At 60.1% G+C, this 21,914-nt stretch carries 20 protein-coding genes; 7 read left to right on the top strand and 13 right to left on the bottom strand.

Going from position 1 to position 21,914, the window contains the following annotated elements; all coding sequences use genetic code 11:
• Nucleotides 1–106: 106 nt before the first annotated feature.
• Both ilvN and RRH01S_RS01860 read right to left on the bottom strand, forming a co-directional pair.
• Nucleotides 107–679 (bottom strand): acetolactate synthase small subunit, encoded by a 573-nt coding sequence (ilvN, locus tag RRH01S_RS01865; protein WP_007696970.1) that lies wholly within the window; start codon nt 677–679, stop codon nt 107–109.
• Between the two features lie 115 nt (nt 680–794).
• Complete coding sequence (locus RRH01S_RS01860) at nt 795–2,588, bottom strand: acetolactate synthase 3 large subunit (protein WP_007696972.1); 1,794 nt, start codon at nt 2,586–2,588, stop codon at nt 795–797.
• 328 nt (nt 2,589–2,916) lie between these two features.
• On the opposite strand from RRH01S_RS01860, the gene RRH01S_RS01855 reads away from it, so the two are divergent.
• Nucleotides 2,917–4,962, top strand: coding sequence for an ATP-binding protein (locus RRH01S_RS01855; protein ID WP_042469771.1), 2,046 nt, complete (start codon nt 2,917–2,919; stop codon nt 4,960–4,962).
• A gap of 6 nt (nt 4,963–4,968) precedes the next feature.
• Here RRH01S_RS01855 and miaA read toward each other — a convergent pair whose 3' ends face one another.
• Complete coding sequence (miaA, locus tag RRH01S_RS01850; protein ID WP_042469770.1) at nt 4,969–5,865, bottom strand: tRNA (adenosine(37)-N6)-dimethylallyltransferase MiaA; 897 nt, start codon at nt 5,863–5,865, stop codon at nt 4,969–4,971.
• Between miaA and serB the strand changes: the two genes are divergently transcribed.
• Nucleotides 5,864–6,754 (top strand): phosphoserine phosphatase SerB, encoded by an 891-nt coding sequence (gene serB, locus RRH01S_RS01845; protein ID WP_042469768.1) that lies wholly within the window; start codon nt 5,864–5,866, stop codon nt 6,752–6,754. The two genes, miaA and serB, sit on opposite strands and share 2 nt — an antisense overlap.
• A gap of 35 nt (nt 6,755–6,789) precedes the next feature.
• Nucleotides 6,790–7,365, top strand: coding sequence for a GNAT family N-acetyltransferase (locus RRH01S_RS01840; protein ID WP_042469767.1), 576 nt, complete (start codon nt 6,790–6,792; stop codon nt 7,363–7,365).
• Nucleotides 7,366–7,368: 3 nt separating this feature from the next.
• On the opposite strand, the gene RRH01S_RS01835 is transcribed toward RRH01S_RS01840, so the two are convergent.
• The 10 genes from RRH01S_RS01835 to RRH01S_RS01790 form a co-directional block, all read right to left on the bottom strand.
• Nucleotides 7,369–9,129, bottom strand: a complete 1,761-nt coding sequence (locus tag RRH01S_RS01835; RefSeq protein ID WP_042469765.1) for a Do family serine endopeptidase — start codon at nt 9,127–9,129, stop codon at nt 7,369–7,371.
• A 217-nt stretch (nt 9,130–9,346) separates the two neighbouring features.
• Nucleotides 9,347–10,261, bottom strand: coding sequence for a protease modulator HflC (gene hflC, locus RRH01S_RS01830; RefSeq protein ID WP_007696987.1), 915 nt, complete (start codon nt 10,259–10,261; stop codon nt 9,347–9,349).
• Nucleotides 10,261–11,394 (bottom strand): FtsH protease activity modulator HflK, encoded by a 1,134-nt coding sequence (hflK, locus tag RRH01S_RS01825; RefSeq protein ID WP_012651765.1) that lies wholly within the window; start codon nt 11,392–11,394, stop codon nt 10,261–10,263. Before hflK ends, hflC begins: the two co-directional genes overlap by 1 nt.
• 175 nt (nt 11,395–11,569) lie before the next feature.
• Complete coding sequence (locus RRH01S_RS01820) at nt 11,570–12,088, bottom strand: dihydrofolate reductase (RefSeq protein ID WP_042469762.1); 519 nt, start codon at nt 12,086–12,088, stop codon at nt 11,570–11,572.
• Nucleotides 12,089–12,196: 108 nt separating this feature from the next.
• On the bottom strand, nt 12,197–13,033 hold the full coding sequence (locus RRH01S_RS01815; RefSeq protein WP_042469760.1) for an NAD(P)-dependent oxidoreductase: 837 nt from the start codon (nt 13,031–13,033) through the stop codon (nt 12,197–12,199).
• Nucleotides 13,034–13,222: 189 nt separating this feature from the next.
• Nucleotides 13,223–14,227 (bottom strand): glycosyltransferase family 2 protein, encoded by a 1,005-nt coding sequence (locus tag RRH01S_RS01810; protein WP_042469758.1) that lies wholly within the window; start codon nt 14,225–14,227, stop codon nt 13,223–13,225.
• 502 nt (nt 14,228–14,729) lie between these two features.
• Complete coding sequence (locus RRH01S_RS01805) at nt 14,730–15,785, bottom strand: 4-oxalomesaconate tautomerase (RefSeq protein WP_042469756.1); 1,056 nt, start codon at nt 15,783–15,785, stop codon at nt 14,730–14,732.
• The gene (locus RRH01S_RS01800) at nt 15,778–16,449 is read right to left on the bottom strand and encodes a 4-carboxy-4-hydroxy-2-oxoadipate aldolase/oxaloacetate decarboxylase (protein ID WP_042469755.1); all 672 of its coding nucleotides are present in this window, start codon (nt 16,447–16,449) and stop codon (nt 15,778–15,780) included. The genes RRH01S_RS01805 and RRH01S_RS01800 overlap by 8 nt, the downstream gene beginning before the upstream one ends.
• Nucleotides 16,449–17,414, bottom strand: a complete 966-nt coding sequence (locus tag RRH01S_RS01795) for a VOC family protein (protein WP_042469754.1) — start codon at nt 17,412–17,414, stop codon at nt 16,449–16,451. Before RRH01S_RS01795 ends, RRH01S_RS01800 begins: the two co-directional genes overlap by 1 nt.
• Before the next feature lie 23 nt (nt 17,415–17,437).
• Nucleotides 17,438–18,172 (bottom strand): PIG-L deacetylase family protein, encoded by a 735-nt coding sequence (locus tag RRH01S_RS01790; RefSeq protein ID WP_042469752.1) that lies wholly within the window; start codon nt 18,170–18,172, stop codon nt 17,438–17,440.
• Between the two features lie 296 nt (nt 18,173–18,468).
• Here RRH01S_RS01790 and RRH01S_RS01785 point away from each other — a divergent pair, with 296 nt between their 5' ends.
• Genes RRH01S_RS01785 through RRH01S_RS01770 form a run of 4 tightly spaced genes read left to right on the top strand, consistent with a single transcriptional unit; the run spans nt 18,469 to nt 21,866 of the window.
• Nucleotides 18,469–19,323: a branched-chain amino acid ABC transporter permease gene (locus tag RRH01S_RS01785; protein WP_042469750.1), complete on the top strand. Its 855-nt coding sequence runs from the start codon at nt 18,469–18,471 to the stop codon at nt 19,321–19,323.
• Nucleotides 19,323–20,372, top strand: a complete 1,050-nt coding sequence (locus RRH01S_RS01780; protein WP_042469747.1) for a branched-chain amino acid ABC transporter permease — start codon at nt 19,323–19,325, stop codon at nt 20,370–20,372. The genes RRH01S_RS01785 and RRH01S_RS01780 overlap by 1 nt, the downstream gene beginning before the upstream one ends.
• On the top strand, nt 20,369–21,124 hold the full coding sequence (locus RRH01S_RS01775) for an ABC transporter ATP-binding protein (RefSeq protein ID WP_012651774.1): 756 nt from the start codon (nt 20,369–20,371) through the stop codon (nt 21,122–21,124). The genes RRH01S_RS01780 and RRH01S_RS01775 overlap by 4 nt, the downstream gene beginning before the upstream one ends.
• Nucleotides 21,117–21,866: an ABC transporter ATP-binding protein gene (locus RRH01S_RS01770; RefSeq protein ID WP_042469745.1), complete on the top strand. Its 750-nt coding sequence runs from the start codon at nt 21,117–21,119 to the stop codon at nt 21,864–21,866. The genes RRH01S_RS01775 and RRH01S_RS01770 overlap by 8 nt, the downstream gene beginning before the upstream one ends.
• Nucleotides 21,867–21,914 lie beyond the last annotated feature (48 nt).

The raw sequence follows: 21,914 nt of genomic DNA, 5'->3' as shown, positions 1-21,914 counted from the left end.
GGTCGAAAACCCCACCTATGCTACCCCATTTGAGATGGGACCCATCACGCCCCGAACGCCGCGAAACCTATGCGACGCCCGGAGATCGGTCAATGATTGGGCTCTCTTACATCCCCTGCGAACCGCGGTTCATCGCCGCGATGCCGGTACGGCAGACTTCGATCAGGCCGAGCGGCTTGATGATGGCCACGAACTGGTCGATCTTCGAGGATTTGCCGGTGATTTCGAAAATGAAATGCTCGACGGTGGCATCGACCACCTTGGCATGGAAGGCGTCGGCCAGACGCAGCGTCTCGGAGCGGGTCTCGCCGTTCCCCGCAACCTTCAGCAGCGCCACTTCGCGCTCGATCGGCCGTTCCTGGCCGAGTTCGCGGGCGCGCACCGTCAGGTCAACGACGCGATGAACCGGCACGATGCGCTCGAGTTGTGCCTTGATCTGTTCCAGCACCTGCGGCGTGCCGCGCGTGACGACGGTGATGCGCGACAGATGTGCCTGATGCTCGGTTTCCGAAACGGTCAGGCTCTCGATGTTGTAGCCGCGACCGGAGAAAAGGCCGATGACGCGGGCAAGCACGCCGGGCTCGTTGTCGACAAGGACCGATAGCGTATGGCTCTCGGCCGCCGCCGTTTCCGGCGAAATGAAATAGGCGGAGCCCGTGGGTTGAAGGTGTGCGTTCATTGTCCTTGTTCCGTTTCCTCAGTTTTTATCTTCAGGAAGTCAGCAGGGCCTCTGCAATATATCGGCTAATCGAAAGGTCCGGGACCCGGGAAATTCCCGGACCCCGGCGATCCGATCAAACGAGCTGCCGGCCCTTGGCGTCGATGGCGTTGGCAACGGCTTCGTCGGTGGCTTCGTCCGGCAGCAGCATCTCGTTATGCGCCTTGCCCGAGGGGATCATCGGGAAGCAATTGGCGAGGTTGGCGACGCGGCAATCGAAGATGACCGGCTTGTTGACGTCGATCATCTCCTGGATGGCGGCATCCAGATCACCGGGCTTCTCGCAGCGCAGGCCGACGGCGCCATAGGCTTCCGCCAGCTTGACGAAATCCGGCATGGCTTCCGTATAGGAGTTCGACAGGCGGTTGCCGTGCAGCAGCTGCTGCCACTGGCGCACCATGCCCATGTACTGGTTGTTCAGGATGAAGATCTTGATCGGCGCATTGTGCTGGATCGCCGCCGACATTTCCTGAATGCACATCTGGATCGAGGCATCGCCGGCGATATCGATGACCAGGCTTTCCGGATGGGCGATCTGCACGCCGAGAGCCGCCGGCAGGCCGTAGCCCATCGTGCCAAGGCCACCGGAGGTCATCCAGCGGTTCGGCTCCTCGAAGCCGAAGAACTGCGCCGCCCACATCTGATGCTGGCCGACTTCGGTCGTGATGTAGGTATCGCGATGCTTGGTCAGCTCATAGAGGCGCTGGATGGCATATTGCGGCATGATGACATCGCCGCTCTGCTTGTAGGCGAAGGAATTGCGCGCGCGCCAGCGGGTGATGTTCTCCCACCAGCCGCCGAGACGATCGGCAGCCGGCTTCTGCGGCAAGGCCCGCCACAGGCGAACCATGTCTTCCAGAACATTGCCGACATCGCCGAGAATGCCGATATCGACGTGAACATTCTTGTTGATCGACGACGGATCGATATCGATGTGGATCTTCTTCGAATTCGGCGAGAAGGCATTCAGGCGGCCGGTAATACGGTCGTCGAAGCGCGCGCCGATGCAGACCATGACGTCGCAATCATGCATCGCCATGTTGGCCTCGTAGGAACCGTGCATGCCGAGCATGCCGAGCCAGCTCTTGCCCGATGCCGGATAGGCACCGAGACCCATCAGCGTCGAGGTGATCGGGAAACCGGTCAGCTCGACCAGCTCGCGCAGCAGCTTGGAGGCTTCCGGGCCGGAATTGACGACGCCGCCGCCGGAGTAGATGACGGGCTGGCGCGCATTCGCCATCAGCTCGATGGCCTGCTTGATCTTGCTGAGGTCGCCCTGAAGCTTGGGCTGATAGCTCTTCTGGACATCATGCGCTTCCGGCGGCGTATAGGTGCCGGTGGCAAACTGGACGTCCTTCGGAATATCGACGACAACAGGACCCGGACGGCCGGACTGGGCGATGCGGAATGCTTCGTGAATGACAGCGGCGAGTTTGTTAACGTCCTTGACCAGCCAGTTGTGCTTGGTGCAGGGCCGCGTAATCCCGACCGTGTCGCATTCCTGGAACGCGTCCGAGCCAATCAGCGACGTCGGAACCTGACCTGTCAGGCAGACCAGCGGGATGGAATCCATCAGCGCGTCCTGCAGCGGCGTGACCGCATTGGTCGCACCGGGACCGGAGGTGACCAGCATGACGCCGACCTTGCCGGTCGAACGGGCATAGCCTTCAGCCGCATGGCCCGCGCCCTGCTCATGGCGAACGAGAATGTGCTGGATATCGTCCTGCTGGAAGATCTCGTCATAGATCGGAAGAACAGCGCCACCCGGATAACCGAAAATGTGCTCGACGCCATTGTCCTTAAGCGCCCGCAACACGATCTCCGCGCCTGTCATCTGATTGCTGCTCGCCTGATTATCTGTGCCGGTCATACGTTTGTTCCGCTATCTGCTGGAGGTTTGGAAAAATGAAATCTCGATTTCGGGCATAAAAAAAGGCTCCTTGGGGAGCCTGTCATCTAGCGCATGGGTGGCTATCGCCGGATGGTTACACCATCCTGCCCATGCGCTGTCCCACCACAATAAGAACCGTCGAGTTTTTCATGGGTCGAAGTGATAGACAGAAAATTTCCAAGCGTCAACGTATTCCGCAATAAAAAATCGCGCCCTATCGCGATCACTTTAAAAAGTGGAGACAGCCGAAAGGGTTTTATTAAGCCGCCCTCCCTATGCTCCATCTCCTAACGCTGGGAGTAGCCGTTTGCTCAATAACGACTTGCAGACGTCCAGCAAAGCTGGAGACCTTGATCGCCGTGACGGACTGAAGCCGGGAAATCGTTTCCTCGGCCGCGTTGTCGCGTGCACAGGTTCCAGGGCAACCATTGCCGCGGTCGCCGAGGATGGCGGCACCGATTTGACCGAGCTTTGGTCCGTCGGCAAGCTGATCTCGATCAGCGTCGGCACCAATCGCGTTGCGGCTCTCGTCTACGCCATGAATACCGGCAGTAGCGGCTGGGGCGAAGGTGAGGACAATGTTTTCCGTATCGAGGTCGAGCTACTGGGCGAAGTCCGCGTCGGACCAAACGGCCGCGAGGAGTTTTCAAGCGGCATTTCGGCCTATCCCTATCTCGGCGCCATCGCACATCGCATTCGCGCCGCCGACCTCATACGTATCTATGACGCCGGCAAGGACAGCAGTTGCGTCATCGGCAAGTTGACGCAGGACGAGAGCATCGACGCCGCCATCCATATTCCCTCGATGCTGGCCAAGCATTTCGCCGTTGTCGGCTCCACCGGCGTCGGTAAATCGACCGCTGTCTCGCTGCTCTTGCACAAGGCGATCGCCTCTGATCCCAAACTGCGCGTGCTGATCCTCGACCCACACAACGAGTTTGCCGCGGCCTTCCCCAAGCACTCCGTCGTCATCGATACCGATACGCTCGACCTGCCCTTCTGGCTGATGCGGCTGGAGGAATTCGCCGAGGTCATTTTCCGCGGTCGTCCGCCGATCGCCGACGAGTTGGACATGTTGCGCGACATTATTCCGGAGGCGAAGCGCGCCTTTCGCGGCAGCGATTCACCGCTGATGCGCCGCCAGTCCGAGAAAAGCTCGGTGACCGCCGATACACCGGTGCCCTATCGCATGGCCGACCTGCTGGCCCTGATCGATGAGCGCATTGGCCGGCTCGAGGGCCGCCAGGAAAAGCCGCATCTACGCTCCCTGAAAATGCGCGTCATCTCGGCGATCAACGATCCGCGCTACCACTTCATGTTCTCCAACAACACGATCAGCGACACGATCATGGAGACGATCGCGCAGATCTTCCGCATTCCGGGCGACGACAAGCCGATCTGCACCTTCCAGCTCGCCGGCATTCCTTCCGAAGTCGTCAATTCCGTCGCCTCCGTCCTCTGCCGCATGGCTTTCGAACTCACGCTCTGGAGCGATGGCGCGATCCACATGCTTGTCGTCTGCGAGGAGGCACATCGCTATATCCCCGCCGATCCGACGCTCGGCTTCTTCCCGACCCGCCAGGCGATCGCCCGCATTGCCAAGGAAGGCCGCAAATACGGCGTATCGCTCGGCATCATCACCCAGCGCCCGGGCGAACTCGACCAGACGATCCTGTCGCAATGCTCGACAGTGTTTGCCATGCGTCTCGCCAATGACCGCGACCAGGACATCATCCGCTCCGCCATTCCGAACTCCTCGATCTCAACCACCAGCTTCCTCTCCTCCATCGGCAACGGCGAGGCCATTGCCTTCGGCGAGGCGATTGCGGTGCCGATGCGTATGCGCTTTTCCCGCGTTGAGGAGCACCTGCTGCCGAAGGCCAATGGCAGCGTCGCGAGAACCAGCGAGGAAACGCCCGATACCGTCGATCTGCGCACCATCGTCAGCCGCATGCGTTCGATCACAGGCCCCGATATCTCCACCTTCCAGCAGAGTTATGCGACCGTGCACGACGCCGCGGACGATGACGATATGGAAGACGATTTCGGCAATGATCATGTCGAGCAGCCCGCACCCACGCCGCAGCCGACAAGAATTGCCGCGCCACCGATAGAGCCCTATCGGCCCGACATGCTGCCGCGCGCTCCGGTACCCGCCGTCGACACCACACCCCGAACATCGATCGACAGCCGGCTTGCCGAACTGCGCCGCGACTATCGCGGCGAGGACAACACGGGCAACCAGCCGTCACCGGCAAGAGACGCCGCCGCACCGCCGCGGCGCGAACCCGGCCTGTCACTGCGCGACAGCATCCTGAAGAAGCCGCTGAGCAGCCTTTACAACAAGGACTGACGCCGATTACGGACTGACGCGCTCCCAGCTCTCATCCATCTGGTTGCGAAACCAGGTCATTTGCCGCTTCGCATATTGCCGTGTCGCGGCCGCGCCGGTATCCAAAACCTCCGCGCGCGTCATCTCACCCCTCAGCATCGCGGCGATCTGCGATACGCCGATCGCCTTCATGACGGGCATTTCCGGTGACAGGCCCAACGCCAGCAGCGCTTTCACCTCAGCTTCGGCCCCCATGGCGAGCATCTTCTCGAAACGGCCGTTGATACGCTGATGCAGGACGGCGCGATCCGGCAGCACCACGATTTTCCGCGCGCGGCCGGCGTCGATAATGACAGGCCCTGTCTTGCCCTGAAAAGCCGCGATGGATTGCCCCGTCGCCTCGATCACTTCCAGAGCCCGCACGATACGCTGGCCGTCCTGGGGGCTGAGACTTTCCGCCACGGTTGGATCGCAAAGAACAAGCTCTCGATAAAGCTCGTCGGTCCCCTCAACCATCAGCCGCTCCCGCAGGCGGCTGCGAATCTCCGTGGGGATATCGGGCATGTCGGAAAGCCCACCGGTCAGCGCCTTGAAATAAAGCCCTGTGCCGCCGACAAAAACCGGCGTCCGCCCTTCTTCGTGCAATTGCGCCACCAATGCCGCCGCCTCACGCAGCCAGACGCCGGTGGAATAAGCTTGCCCCGCCGGCACATGGCCGTAAAGATGATGCGGAATGCCCTCCATATCGGTTTCAGACGGACGGGCCGTCAGCACGCTGAGCGTGTCATAAACCTGCATGCTGTCGGCATTGACCACAACACCGCCATGCGCGCGCGCCAATTCCACTGCAAGCGCGGACTTGCCGCTGGCGGTCGGCCCGGTTATCAGGATCGCGTCGATATCGCTCATAGGATTTCTGATCATGGCCTTCGTTGCCACGCTTATTGCCAATCCGTCAAACCCCGTTCTCGCTCCGGCCATCGCCGAGCGCGCGTCGGACGCCGTCAAAGCGTCAGGACTTTATTGGCTGGCCGACGGCATCGCCTGCGATATCGCATTGCGCGACGGCACCGACCTCAATGCCGCCGAAACCGATATTCGCGCCGTCATCGGCAGCGCGCCGATCGATCTGGTCATCCAGGACGCGGAGACGCGGCGCAAGAAGCTGCTGATCGCCGACATGGATTCGACCATGATCGGGCAGGAGTGCATCGACGAGCTGGCAGCCGAAGTCGGCCTCAAGGACAAGGTCGCAACGATTACCGCCCGCGCCATGAACGGCGAGATCGCCTTCGAACCGGCACTGCGCGAACGCGTCGCTCTCTTGAAGGGCCTGCCGATCTCCGTTGTCGACGAGGTCATCGCCAAGCGCATCACCCTCACCCCAGGCGGACCCGAACTGATCGCCACGATGAAGGCGAAAGGCTACTACACCGCCCTCGTCTCCGGCGGCTTTACCGTCTTCACGAGCCGCATCGCCGCGACCCTGGGTTTCGATGAGGACCGCGCCAATATCCTGCTGGAAGACAATGGCATCCTGACCGGCCATGTCGCCGAACCGATCCTCGGCAAGCAGGCCAAGGTCGACGCGCTCAACGATATCGCCGAAAAGCTCGGCATTTCCACGGATGACGCGCTTGCCGTCGGCGACGGCGCGAACGATCTCGGCATGCTACAACTCGCCGGCTCTGGCGTCGCCCTCCACGCCAAACCGTCGGTGGCCGCCGAGGCCAGGATGCGTATCGATCATGGCGACCTAACCGCCCTGCTCTACATTCAGGGCTATCGCAAGAGTGATTTCGTCAGAGCATAATTTCGGCGGGAACCCATCAAGGATCGTATGCCATCATGATCATTGCCGAAACCGAACGCCTCATCATCCGCAACTGGCGGGACGAAGATCGTGATCTCGCCTATGAGATCAATTCCGATGATAGGGTGATGGAGTTCTTTCCATTCCGGCGCAATCGCGTGGAAGCGGATGCATTTTTCGAGCGCGTGCGATCCATGATCGCCGACACTGGTCTTGGCCTCTATGTATTGGAGCTCAAAGCCAGTGGCGAGGCCATCGGATATTGCGGGCTGATACGGACGGATCATCTGGAGCCGTTCGTCCCGGTAGGAACCGTCGAGATCGGCTGGCGGCTGGTACCGCAGCATTGGGGCGAGGGGTTTGTCAGCGAAGCGGCACGGACATTGCTCGCCCATGGCTTCGAGATGCTCAATCTCGACCGGATCGTTTCCTTCGCCGTCCATAACAACGTCAGATCGACGTCCGTGATGGAGCGGATCGGCATGCATCGTATCGAGGACGGCGATTTTGATCACCCCGGCGTTCCCGATACCTATCCGCACCTGAAGCGCCATGTTCTCTACAGCCTGGCCGCCGCCGAATGGCGGCTGCAGCAAGCGCCCAAGGACTGACGACTACTCCAGCGCCACGGCGATGAAACGCAGGTCACCACTCGGAGACGCGATCATCAACTGCGCATTGCGCCGGCCTTCCCGCTTCAGCGATGCGACTTTCTCCGAGGCAGCGGTCGGCGTCTGCACGAACTCCTGCGCCACTTCCACAACGACATCACCGGGCTTCAGCCCCTTCTCGGCCGCGGCCGAACCCGGCGCGACCTCGGTGATGACAACACCGTCGACACTGTCGGCGATGCCGAAGCTCTTGCGGTTTTCGGCATTCAGGGTGGCGAGTTTCATGCCGAGCACGCTCTGGGCAGCCTGCTGCTGCGGTGCCTGCGGTTGCTGGTCGCCGCCCTGATCCTGACCGTCCATGCCGTCATCGCCATCATCGCCCCCGTCGGGATTGATGACACCGTCATTGCCGCCGCTGCCATCGTCGTCCGGCGCGAGCTTCGGCGTCTTGTTCTTATCGTCGCCCCCGCTCTTGTCGCTGCTTGCCGCGGCGGCCTGGTCGCTGTCCTCGAGCCGGCCGAGCGTGACCTTGACGGTCTGCTGCTTGCCGTCGCGCATGATGACCACGTCGACGGCCTTGCCCACCGGGCTCTCGGCAACGACGCGCGGAAGATCGCGCATCTCGTCCACGTCCTTGCCATCGAATTTCAGGATGACATCGCCGGCCTTGATCGAACCATTGTCGACAGGCCCGCCCTTGATGACGCCGGCCACCAGCGCGCCCTTGGCGCCATCGAGGCCGAGACTGTTGGCAACATCGTCGGTGACCGGCTGAATACGCACGCCAAGCCAGCCGCGGCGGGTCTCGCCGAAATCCATGAGCTGCTTGACGACGCCCTCGGCCAGCTCGGACGGCACGGCAAAGCCGATGCCGATGGAACCGCCGCTCGGGGAAATGATGGCCGTATTAATGCCGATCACCTCGCCCTTCATGTTGAAGAGTGGCCCACCGGAATTGCCCTTGTTGATCGCCGCATCCGTCTGGATGAAATTGTCATAGGGTCCGGCGTTGATGTTGCGGCCCCGCGCCGAGACGATGCCGACAGTCACCGAGCCGCCGAGGCCGAAGGGATTGCCGATGGCCATGACCCAATCGCCGATCCGCATCTTGGCGGAATCGCCGAATTTCACCGACACCAGCGGTCGCTTCGGCTCCACCTTGAGCACGGAAAGGTCGGTCTTGGTATCCGTACCGATCAGCCGCGCCTTCAGCTTGTTGCCGTTTGGGAAGATCACCTCGATATCGTCAGCGCCTTCGATGACGTGATTGTTGGTGACGATATAGCCCGTGGGATCGATGACGAAGCCGGAGCCGAGCGAGCTGACCTTGCGATTGCTGTTATCGTTGTTGCGGTTCTTGAAGAAGTCGTTGAAGAAATCCTGGAACGGCGAATTGTCAGGCACCTTGGGGTTTGCCGGACCATCGCCCTGGTCCTTGACCTTCTGCGACGTCGAAATATTGACCACAGCATCGAGCAGGCCGGATGCCAGGTCGGCAACGGAAGCCGGGCCGGCATTCATCACCGGATTGCCGGCAATGGCAGGCGCTGCTGCTGGATTGGTTGCCGGCGCGGTCGCGCCGCCTGTCGGAGCCTGAGCCGGACTGGTTGCTGCGGCTGGCGCCTGATTATCGGAGGTCGGGGGCGTCTGTGCCGTCTGCGCATGCGCCTGTTCGACATTGCCCAGAACGGGACCGGCAATCAGAGCCACGCTGGCCAGAAGAGCGAACGAACGTCTGAAAGACAGGCGAATGGTCAAAGCCATCAGGCATCCTCATCGAGAAAGGGAAATCTTGTATAAGCATCACCATAAGGCGGAATGATGAAGCGTGTAATCACCTTTTTGCGATATCCCCGCGCCTCGGTCTACCCTTTGCAATCATGGTAAAGCCGACGCGGCTCCACAAAAAACAAGGGGCCGCCAACCGGCAGCCCCTCGAATTTCAGCTATATGTCGCTCGCCGATTTGCGAGTTTCACCGTTCACGGCTTAGCCGGTGCTGACGTGGTAGCCGAGCCGGCCGAACTGTCGAAATACTTGAAGAATTCCGACTGGTTCGGCGGCAGTACCAGTGTCTTGCCGCCCGAGCCGAACGACGTGCGATAGGCGGCCATCGAGCGATAGAACTCGTAGAAGCTCGGATCACGCGTGGAAGCATCGGCAAAGATGCCATTGCGTTCGGCTTCGCCCTGACCGCGCAGGATTTCCGAATCCTTCTGCGCGTCCGCGATGATCTCGACAACCTGACGGTCGGCGACAGCACGGCGGCGCTGGCCTTCTTCATTACCCCGGGCGCGGATCAGTTCCGCTTCCGCCAGACGTTCGGCCTTCATGCGGTCGTAGGTCTGCTGCGACACTTCCTGGGTCAGGTCGGTGCGGCGGATGCGAACATCCTCGATGTTGAGACCGAGGGTCTCCGCATCGCGATGCAGATCGTCGCGGACTTCCGTCATCATCGAGGCGCGCTCTTCGGAGAGAGCGGCTTCGAAACCGCGCAGACCGTAGACCCGGCGCAGCGAGGCGTCGAGGCGGGTTCTGAGGCGTGATTCCGCCGCATCGCGATCGCCGGATACCGTCTCGCGGAATTTCCGCGCATCGGTGATCCTGTAGACGACGAAGGCGTCGACCTCATAGAACTTGCCGCCCGAAACCTGGACACGGATATTGTCCAGATCGAAGCGCAGTTCCTGATCCTGGATATATTGCACCCGATCAGCATCCATGAAGGCGAAAGGCAGCTTGAAGTATAGGCCCGGCTCGGTCTTGACTTCGCGGATCTGACCGAAGCGCAGAACGATCGCCTGCTCGCGGGCATTGACCACGAAAACCGAGGAATAAACGATCAACAGCAGCACCGCGAGCGCGATGAGAATGGTTGGCAAACGGCTGGACGTCATTATTTGGCCTCCGGCTGAACTGCAGTTGCAGGCTTGCCGCCCGTCTGCGTCGTGGACTTGCCGAGATCATTCAGCGGCAAGTAGGGCAAGACGCTCTGCTTGTCGTCGATGATGATGCTGTTGGAATTGCCGATAACGGACTCCATGGTTTCGAGGAACAACCGCTTGCGGGTCACATCCGGCGCCTTGACGTATTCGTCGTAGATCGAGATGAAACGCTGCGCTTCACCCTGAGCTTCCTTGACGACACGATCCTTATAGGCAGCGGCCTCTTCGCGAATCTGGGCGGCGCCACCACGAGCCTGACCCAACTTCTGGTTGGCGTATTGATTAGCCTCTTGTACCTGCTGGTCTTCGTTCTGCTCGGCGCGCTGCACCTCGTCGAAGGCATCGGCTACTTCGCGCGGCGGAGACACGTCTTCGATCGGCACGGCATTGATGGAAATGCCGGCGCTATAGCGATCCATCGTGTCCTGAATGATGTTTCTCACCTCGACAGCGACCTGCTGGCGATTGTCACGGTAGATGTCCTGGGCCGGACGACGGCCGACCACTTCGCGCATGGCGCTTTCGGCGACCTGCTGCAAAGTCTCATCGGGGCTTTCAACCTCGAACAGATAGGCCTGTGGATTGGTGACGGTATAGAGCACCGAGAACTGAACATTGACGATGTTCTGGTCGCCCGTCAGCATCAGACCGGCATTGGAGCCGGAACCCGAACGCCCGCCGATATTGCGCTGCTGCTCGGTAACCTTGGCGATCTCGACGCGATCCATCGGCCAGAAATGGAAATGCAGGCCGGGCATGGATACTTCGGCGCGGGGCTTGCCGAACCGCAATTCAACACCGCGTTCATCCGGCTGAACCGTATAGACGCACTGAATAAGCCAGAAAACGGCAATGACCGCCGCGACAATAAGAAAAGCACCGCCGTTGAAACCGCCGGGAACGAGCCCCTTCAGCCGGTCCTGGCCACGACGAATAATGTCTTCAAGGTCCGGAGGCCCACCACCGCCGTTACCACGAGGCCGGTTCGGTCCCTGCCCCCATGGCCCTTGATTATTTCCGCCGCCGCCTCCGCTGCCGCCGCCGCCCCATGGGCCGCCGCCGCCATTCTGATTGCTCCAGGGCATCAAAACCTCTTTGTTAGTGAACTCCCAATCATCACACCAAACTTTGTCGTTCGCAGTACGAACGTCACAGATGATGGCGATTGCCCCGTTATAGGTATCGACACACCTGCTTTCAACGCAACTTTAGGAAGTTCCTCGGATTTATTGGAAAATAGTTGCTTTCTGAGTGCAGCTTTTACGCTGGTCTCCTGAAGTAGCGAACAAACCGTGTTGGATAATTGTCCTTCTCGCCCGCCGGCACGGCGAGCTCGCTATCAACCACCCACACGGCCGGATCGATCACCGGAAAGGACGTATCGCCGTCCACATCGGCTTCCACATGGGTGATCAGCAACCGGTCGGCATGGCTCATCGCCTGCCGATAAATCTCGCCGCCGCCGAGGATGCAGATTTCATCCGCGCCGCTTTCTGCGGCGAGATCAGCCGCGACATCGATAGCGTCATCCAGCGAATGCACGACTGTCACGCCCTCGGCAGAAAAGCCGCTATCACGCGTAATCACCACATTCGGACGGCCCGGCAGCGGCTTGCCGATCGATTGAAACGTCTTGCGCCCCATGATAACGGGCTTGCCGAGCGTCAGAGCCTTGAAGCGCTTGAGGTCGGACGACAGCCGCCAGGGCATGTCGCCGTCGCGGCCGATGATGCCGTTGCTCGATACGGCAACGACGATGGTTTTGATTGGTTCGCTCATCCTTCTCCCTCGCTCGGCGATCGACAACCTCATATGCGCGTCGGGCTCACCGCCTTGCAAGCTGATATCCGCGGCTATGCAGGCAAAAATGCCGGTCCTGCTACAACCTCAAGCGCCGACGTTGAGACGATCCAATTCGCCGGCAAGCACACCGCCTGCCTCCCGGTCCTCAGCCATCTTGCGATAGAGGCCGGCCATGCCCCTGAAGATCAGGGCGGCGGGATCATCCTCGCCGAGGAATTCGGCGATCTCTTCCATTTCCGCAACCCAGCGATAGGCTTTCGGATACATGTCCGGAATGCTCTGGGCAAACTTGCGGTCAAGGTCGGATTGACTTTCCTGGAGCTCCCGTTTCAGACCCTCATCCGCTCCGGACCTGATCGCGGCAAGCAGCATGGCGGTGCCGAGGCCCGTGACGCCTTTGTTGATGCCGGCATAACACATCTTCAGTGCCGACGAAGCCCCAATCCCCCCATCGATGCGGCGCACCTGAAGCCCATGGTCGGCCAGCATGCCGCTCCTGTTTGCGGCATCGCCGCTGACGTAGAGCTTGGGGCCTTTCTGGCCAGACTTCGGCGGCGCACCGATGATCGATCCGTCCAGGACTTCGCCACAGTCGCCACCGAAAACCGAAGCAACCTGCGCCATCGTCTTCGGCGAGATCGCATTGCAGTCTATGAATGTGGTCGTCCTGCCACGGCGTCGCAACGCGGCGGATAGAAGCTCGGCCACGCCAATAGCCTCCGCGGGCGGAACGATGGAAAGGATGATGTCGGCCTCGACAAGGCGATCCAGCCCGACGGCCTTCATGCCCACTGCCTTTGCCCGCTCGACAGTCTCAGCCGAGCGACCTTCAACATAAGTGAGAACGTGAGCGCCACCCTCGACCAATCGCCCCGCAATGGCGCTCCCCATCGCACCGGCTCCAATGACTCCGATATCCATCAGCGATCTCCTTCCCCTTGTTTAAAGATGAAGGCTATCTGGGACCTCGCGGAATACATGGCGGGTAAGGCGCGAAACGACGAGGGATAGCTTCGGGCCTATTCGTAAATAAAAATGCGCGGGGATGTAAGTCAACTTCACGAGATGAACGGGCTGTGCCGATCGACGCCTTGAGAGCCAGGGTCCGGCCTAGAACTCCAAGAGACCTTTCCTGGCAAGACCGATAGCCTTCATGATCAAGGCCGGACTCTGCGCGATGCCGAGCGGGTCCATTTTCAAAAAGCTGAAGATGGCCCCTACGCTCTTGGCACGATCGCGGCGACTGTTGCGCATGATGAGATAGGAGATACCCATTCTCGTCTTGTTGATATGCTCGTCCAGAATCTGTCTGTCGTCGTCATCGAGCTTGAAACTCGCACCTACCCTTTTCCAGAACAGAAGGTTGCCGAGCAGGCGGACTAGAACCTTCGGGCTGTCCCAGGAATAGGCGTCGCGATAAACGGAGACGCCCTTGTCCCGATCCCCATTCACATTGCTCGAAAATGTCACCGGCGATCCGCTATTGGCGATCGAAAGCCAGAAGAAATAATCCTCACCGGAATAGCGCAGATCGGAATCGAACCGCAGATCCCTGAATCTGGAAAATCTGTAAACAACGGTGGAGGTCTGCGAGATATATTCTCTGATAAAGGCCTTGAACGCCAATCTCGGCTTGAACTGGAAGATATTCAAAGCGGGCTCGACAATCTCCCAATCGCCGGCACTGGCGGCGCGGCTGAAATACTTGGTTTTCTCGAAAGTCGTAACGGGCCTGTCTTCATAATTGTCGCTGAAGTAGAATACGCCTTCGTCGCCAAGCGCCCTCATGGCGGTCCTGAGATGATCTTCGAACCAGACATCATCGGAATCAAGAAAGGCGACAAACTCCGTCTCTGCGGGAACGGCATCAAGCGCATTGTTTCTGGCCGCTGCCGGGCCGGCATTCTGCTGCGCTATTATTTCAAAACTGACATTCTCCGGAAACTGCAGATGCGAGATTTCAGACAGCGGATCTACGGGGGATTCGTCGTTCACGATGATGATATGAACCCTGACGTTATCCGGCAACCTCTGGCCAATAATGGATTGTACGGCCGCAGTCAGAAAGCCGCTTTTGCGTTGGAAAAAAGGTATAATGGCAGCAATTTTTGTCATCAAAGTCCTTCCAGCGACTACATCGCAGAACGCATGTCGATATAGCGCGCGAATACTGTCCGAAGTGTAACGTGCCACAATTACGGCGGCGGATGCAACAATCCGTAAAGAAGGTTTGCGCTTGATCTTAATAATCTAAATTATAAAATCGAACCCGCGGATATAATAATGCATACTTATCATATCTTTTTATCGAGCATGCACTCATATTGGCCGCATTCAATTTCGATATTCATGTAATATTTCAAATAGAGAGCAAAATTTCGACGGGATTGTTTCCCAAAATTTCCATAGCAAGCAGTATTATTTCCAGAGCCGTGACCACGCATAAGCGTCAACCCCGATCGCCGTGCAAAATCGGTACTGGTGTTCGCTTCCGTGCCTCTGAAACGGAAATGCCGGCAACCTCGCGGTCGCCGGCACCTCTCTCATCTTGCACCAATCTTAATCGGTAATCCCGAACTCTAGTCGCCAGCGCGTCGTCTGCTTGACCTAACTTAGATCATCCAGCGAAGACCCGGCCATCAAACAGCTTTCGCGCTGTCCTGACCGTCCCCGCCCCCTTGATCGAGCCGTCGTCGCCGATATCCAGAAAGACCTCCATCGCGCCGGTCGGATGCTCGATCAGATAGCGCCCATCGGATGGAGCCGTCGCCAGTTCCGCAGCAGGACTGCCCGCAAGGCGCGTTGCGGTCGCGACCGTAACGGCGGCGAGAACGCCGACGGACGCATGAACCCGGTGCGGGATGAAGCTCCGCGTCGAGATCGCGCCGCCATGCTTTGGGGCCGACACCAAGGTCATCTTCGGGACAGAGGCGGCTTTGACATCGCCAAGGTTCATCATCGGCCCCGTCTTCAGGCGGATGGCTTCGATCCGGGATTTCAGCTCGGCATTGGTTTCGATTGCCTCACGGGTCTCCTCCCCCGTCAACCCGAAGTCGGCGGCCCGCATGATGACGCAGGGCATACCGTTGTCGATGAGAGTTGCCTCTATCCCGTCGATGACATCGACCTCGTTCCCGGTCGGCAGCAGCGCGCCGCACATTGAGCCGGCTATATTCATGAACAGCAACGGGACGGCCGCATGACTACCGGGAACACCAGCAATTTCGGTCGTGCCGGCATAATTCACACGACCGCCCGGTGTCTCTATTCGAGCGACCGCCACCTCACCGGAGTTCAGCATGTGGATGCGGACCTCGGTAACGCCGTCGTTCGACCTGACGAGACCACGCTCGATGGCCGCCGGTCCAACGCCGGCGAGAATGTTGCCGCACCCCTGCGCATCGCTGACAACAGCCTGATCCACGAAAACCTGAAGGAACAGATAGTCCACATCCGCATCGGCGCGCGTCGAAGGCGACAGCACGGCAACCTTCGACGTCAACGGATCGGCTCCACCGATCCCGTCGATCTGCCGGGGGTCCGGCGATCCCATGATTTTCAGCAGCAGTGCATCCCGTTCGGCGGGATCCGCCGGAAGATGTCCGGCGAGAAAATATGCGCCCTTGGAGGTGCCCCCTCGCATCCACAGGCAAGGGATACCGTCCTCATACATATTTCAGCCCCTTTGCCAGCAGAGTCGGCCGCATCCCGTAGATATCAAGCCCGAGTTCTCCGGCAGCAAGCCGCTTGCGCTTGGCCTCCTCATTGGCCAGGCGAGTCTCCGCTGCGGCAACAACCGCTTCCGCCTCCTCCCGCTTGACGACGCAGACACCGTCGTCGTCAGCGATGATGACATCGCCGGCCTCGATATAGGCACCGGCACAGACCACCGGGACGTTGACGGAGCCCAAAGTCTCCTTGACGGTGCCCTGAGCCGACACCGCCTTCGACCACACCGGAAAACCCATCTGCGTGAGATCGCGAATGTCACGGACGCCGGCGTCGATGATCAGGCCCTTGCATCCGCGCGCCGATGCCGAGGTCGCAAGCAGATCGCCGAAATAGCCGTTATCACAGGGCGATGTCGGCGCGAGAACGAGGATATCCCCCTGCTTCAACTGCTCGATCGCCACATGCAGCATCCAGTTGTCGCCGGGAGGAGCCGAGATGGTCACGGCTGAGCCGGCAATCTGCGCGCCGGCATAGATCGGACGCATATAGCTGGCGAGCATACCCTTGCGGCCCTGCGCCTCATGCACGGTCGCAACCCCGGCATAGGCCAGCCGGTCGATCACATCCTGCCGAACCCGGGCGATGTCCTGCACAACAATACCCATTACGCGTCTCCTTGCTTTTTAACCGGGGGCGTCCCGTGGGTGTGAAATGTCTCGATCGTCTTCAAGCCCCAGGCCTGCCCCTTCTTTCTCTCCGTCTCCGTCCAGACCACGGGCTTCCAATCCGGAGCCAGGATCAGGCGCGCACCGGAATTGGCGAGCTCCACCCGGTTGCCGGCAGGCTCCCAGACGTAGAGGAAGAACGTGCCCTGGATCGCATGCTTGTGCGGGCCAGTTTCGATGTGCACGCCGTTCTCGAGAAAGATGTCGGCGGCGCGCAATATTTCTTCGCGGCTGTCGGTGGCGTAGGTCACATGATGAAGACGCCCGCCTCCGCCGCCGTGCTCCTCCGTGCAGGCAAGATCGTAGGTCTTGTTGTTGACGGTGAACCAGCAACCGCCAAGCCTGCCATTGTCGAGCTGGATCATCTCCGTCACGCGGGAGCCTAGGCAGGTCTCCATGAAGCGCCGAAACTCGACAACGTCCGAGGCCAACAAGTTCAGATGATCGAGACGACGCGGATGGCAGCCGCGCGCATGATATCGCTGCGCGACATTCTTCAGCGCCGGTTTTTCGTGCTCGGGCGGCGAATAGCGAACGGTGTCCCAATAGATCTCGAACACATGACCGAACGGATCCTCGAACCGGAACGCGCGGCCATGACCGAGATCACCATCGACCCAGCCGAGAAGCTTGAAGCCGCTCGCCTCGATCGCCTTGACGCGCCGCTCCAATGCAGCCTCGGATGACACGCGGTAGGCGATGTGCCCGACACCCGTGGTGTGATGCCGGGTGAGCTTCAGCGTGTGGAACTCGTAATCGTCCCACGCCCGCAGATAGGCCGACTGCTCGTCCTGACCGGCAACCGTCAGCCCATAGACGTTCACGAAGAAGTCGAGGCTTTCCTCGAACTTGTCGGAGTACATCTCCACATGCGCCAGATGGGCGATATCACAACAGAGTTCCATGTCACGCTCCTCTCGAGAGCTCATTAGAGCTCATCGACCGTGCGTGGGAAGACCGACTGGAAACCCTCTGCATATTTCGAGGCGCGACCGCCCGATTGGCCGCCCGAATTGCGCTGGAAATGATTGGCGCGGTTCTGGGCAACGCGGGTGTAGAACTCCCAAAGATGCTCCTGCCCCTCCATGCATTCGATGGCGGCGCGCTTCTTGTCCCAGACCGACGTAATGTCGAGGAAGACATCGGGCTTCCAGCCCATCTGCTCGGTCTGATGCGGCTCGAACAGGTAAAGCTGCGGTGCGCCGAGCACTTTCTCACCCGGATTATGACCCCAGGCCTGCGCGATCATCCGGGTCTCAAGGGCAACCTGCGTCGCATACATATGGTCGGTATTGTAGGGATCGTATTGCGAATGGCTGAGCATGAAGGCCGGCTGTACCTTCCTGATCACGTCGACCAGGCGATACTTGTCTTCATCGGTCAGGCGAAGCGGATAGTCGCCGAGGTCAAAACTGATGAGGTCGTGTACGCCGAGGGCCTTGGCCGCCTTTTCCGATTCCGCCCGTCGCGCCGCCTTGACCTGCTCGAGCGTGATGCCCGGCTGTTTCCAGAGCTTGGCGGATTCTCCCCGCTCGCCGAAAGACAGGCAAACGACGGTCACCTTATAACCAAGCTCCGCATGCAGCGCGATCGCGCCGCCGCAGCGCCATACGAAGTCAGCCGCGTGTGCGCTGATGACAAGTGCAGTCTTTTGTTCCGACATGGGATCTCCTTCCGAATTGCGCGTGATTTCACGCCGGAGGGGGCCTTTTGCCAATTTGGATTTGATGCCTCGCCGATAAGTTTTGGCTATAGCCGCGCAGGCAGACCCGCACTCCCGACAAGGTGCCTATAGCTTTTTCTTATGAGGAAGCGACCATTTTGAAATGGGCAACTGCCCCGCTTCCCGTCATGGCTAATCACCATTCAAGACCCAAAAGGTCCTGCGAAAGATGCGTTCGGGAGAAACAGCCAAATCTGGCGGTCTTCGAGGAGCGCTATCCGGGACAGGGAGGAAAAATGCTAACCCTTTTATTCGACGGCCTCGCCTATGGCATGCTGTTGTTCGTGCTCTCGTGCGGACTGGCGGTCACCTTGGGATTGATGAACTTCATCAATCTGGCGCATGGCGCGTTCGCGATGGCCGGCGGCTATGTCACCGTCATTTTGACCAACAGATGGGGTGTTCCCTTTCTGCTGACACTGCCGATCGCCTTCATTGCCACGGCGATTGCCGGGGTCATTCTCGAAAAGACGCTCTACGCCCGCCTCTATGACAAGACGCCGCTCGATCAGGTGCTGTTTTCGATCGGCATCGTCTTCATGGCGGTTGCTGGGATCGACTATGTCATGGGATCGCAGCAGCAGATCCTCAACCTGCCGGATTTTCTGCGCGGCCGCGTCGATGTGCTCGGCGTCGGCATCGGTGTCTATCGTGCTTTTCTCATCCTCGTCTGCGGCGCGCTCGCCGTTGCACTGCAAATGACCCTCGCCCGCACGCGCTTCGGCAGCAGGCTGCGCGCATCGGTGGACGACCGGCGTGTCGCCCGCGGCGTCGGCATTCACGTCAACACGATTTTTGCCGTGACCTTCGCGGTCGGCTCCGGCCTCGCCGGACTTGGCGGCGCGCTTGGGGCCGAAATCCTCGGTCTCGACCCGACATTTCCGCTGAAGTTCATGGTCTACTTCCTGATCGTCGTCTCCGTCGGCGGCACGTCCAGCATGTATGGCCCTCTCTGTGCCTCCATCCTGCTCGGCGTCGCGGACGTTCTCGGCAAATATTATGTGCCGTCGCTCGGCGGTTTCATCATTTATATCATCCTCGTGGCGGTGCTGGTCGTCCGACCCCAGGGTCTCTTCGCGAGGGCCGGCTGATGCAGATACCTCATTCCGCAATCCCTGCCCTGAAGCAGCGGGTATCTGATGTCATGAGGCGCTCGGCGCGCTGGAGCGTCCTTGAGCTGGCGTTCTGGGCTCTGGCTGTCGCCTCCTGGTTCCTCTTCCCCAACCAGCATCTGATCCTGACCGAGATTGTCGGCTTCGCCATTCTCGCTCTCTCGATCGACCTGATCCTCGGCTATGCCGGCATCGTCTCCCTCGGTCAGGCGGCGATGTATGGCGTCGGCGCCTATGCAAGCAGCCTCTTCTCGATCCATGTCACCGGTGAGCCGCTGTCTGGATTGGTCGTCGGGGCGCTCTCGGGTGCGGTCGTTGCCTTCCTGACGAGCTTCCTGCTGCTGCGCGGCGGCGACCTGACACGGCTGATGGTAACGCTTGGCGTTGCCGCCGTCTTTGCCGAAATCGCCAATCAGGCCAACTGGCTGACCGGTGGCGCCGACGGCCTGCAAGGGATCATTATCAATCCGCTCTTCGGCATCTTCGATTTCGATATTTACGGACATACGGGCTATGCCTACAGCCTTGCCGTGCTGTTCGTGCTGTTCCTCCTGGCGCGACTGATCGTATCCTCCCCTTTCGGCTATTCGCTGAAGGCAATCCGGGACAATCCGCTGCGCGCTTCGGCAGTCGGCGTTCCCGTCAACGCGCGGCTCGTCGCCATATACACGCTCTCTGGCGCCTATGCCGGGATCGCCGGCGCGCTGTTTGCCCAGACACAGCAATTCATCTCGCTAGACGCACTGTCGTTCCAGAAATCCGCTGATGGCCTGATGATCCTGGTCATCGGCGGAACGGGCTATCTTTACGGTGGCATCATCGGCGCTCTGGTCTATGAGCTGATCCAGGACGGGCTGTCGTCGCTTACGCCGCAATACTGGCAGTTCTGGCTCGGCATGCTCCTGGTCGTCTTCGTCCTCATCGGACGCGATCGCCCCCGTCAGCTTGTGCTTTCGCTCTCCGCCCGCCTCACCACCATTCGCGGCAACCTCTTCAGAGGCCGTACTTCGACCAGGAGGGCACCATGACCGCTGCTGTTCTTGAGACAAAACAGCTCAACAAGATGTTCGGTGCGCTGAAGGCCACGACCGACGTTTCGTTCCGCCTGGAAAGCGGTGCTCGCCATGCACTGATCGGGCCCAACGGCGCAGGCAAGACAACGCTTATCAATCTTCTGACCGGCGTGCTCGCGCCTTCCAGCGGGCAGATCCTGCTGAATGGCGAGGACGTATCGTCGCTCAAGCGCGAAAAGCGCGTGCATCGCGGCCTGGTCCGGACGTTTCAGATCAATCAGCTTTTCGGCGATCTGACCGTTGTGGAAAGCCTGGGCCTCGTCATCAGCGAGCGGCAAGGACATGGCAAGGACTGGTTTCGTCTCGCCGGAAAGCTTCCGGGCATCGAGGACGAGATTGCCGGCCTGGTCCAGGACTTCGGTCTGGATACGGTCCTCGACCAGCCATGCTCCGGCCTGCCCTACGGCAAGCAGCGACTTCTCGAAATCGCCATGGCGATTGCCTGCAAGCCCAAAGTTCTTCTGCTCGACGAACCGGCTGCCGGCGTGCCGGAGGCCGACCGGCATGAGGTTCTGGCAAGGCTGGCGGCCCTGCCAACCGACGTCTCGATCCTGCTGATCGAACACGACATGGACCTGGTCTTCAATTTCGCCGACCGGATCTCCGTTCTCGTCGCCGGCGCACTCTTCGCAGAAGGCACCGTCGACGAGATTTCGACGGATCCCCGGGTCAAGGAAGTTTATCTCGGAGGGGCGCACCATGCCTGAGCTCTTGATGTTGGACGGCCTGAAAGCGGGCTATGGCAAGGCCGTCATTTTACACGGCATCAGCCTCTCGGTCGCCCAGGGAGAAGCCGTAGCGCTCCTCGGCCGCAACGGCGTTGGCAAGACGACGACACTCAACAGCATCGTCGGCCTGACACGCTATCACAGCGGCAAAGTCACCGTTGGCGGTCAGAGCATTGAGCGCATGACGCCAGAACGTCGCGTCGAGGCGGGTGTCGGCTGGGTGCCGCAGGAGCGGGGCATATTCAGGTCACTGACGGTCGAGGAAAACATCACGGCGGTCGCCCGTCCCGGCAAATGGAGCCTTCAGGCGGTCTATCTGCTCTTCCCGAGGCTGGAGGAACGCCGGAACAATTACGGTAACCAACTGTCAGGCGGCGAACAGCAGATGCTATCGATCGCCCGCGCGCTCGTTCTCAATCCGAAGATATTGCTGCTCGATGAGCCGACGGAGGGATTGGCGCCGATCATCGTGGAAGAGCTGCTCGCCGCTATCCGGCGCATCGTCCGCGATGAGGGCATGGCCGCCATCATCGTCGAGCAGCATGCGCAGCAAATTCTCGCGATCACCGACAAGGCCGTGATCCTCGAGCGTGGTGCGGTCGCCTATTCCGGAAGCAGTACCGCCTTGGCACAGGACAGCTCGACACTGGGCAAATTCCTTGGGGTCGGCGCGGGGACATCGGCGCCCGCAACGCCAGGCTCCGCACAACGAAAACACTGATCGCCCAAGTCCACGCCGGAAAGAGGGCCGGTTTGAACTACGTCCACA

The sequence above is a fragment of the Rhizobium rhizogenes NBRC 13257 genome (assembly GCF_000696095.1).
Classification (GTDB): Bacteria; Pseudomonadota; Alphaproteobacteria; order Rhizobiales; family Rhizobiaceae; genus Rhizobium; species Rhizobium rhizogenes.
Note: the sequence above shows the minus strand (reverse complement) of the source record. Positions and strands in the feature narration are given on the sequence as shown.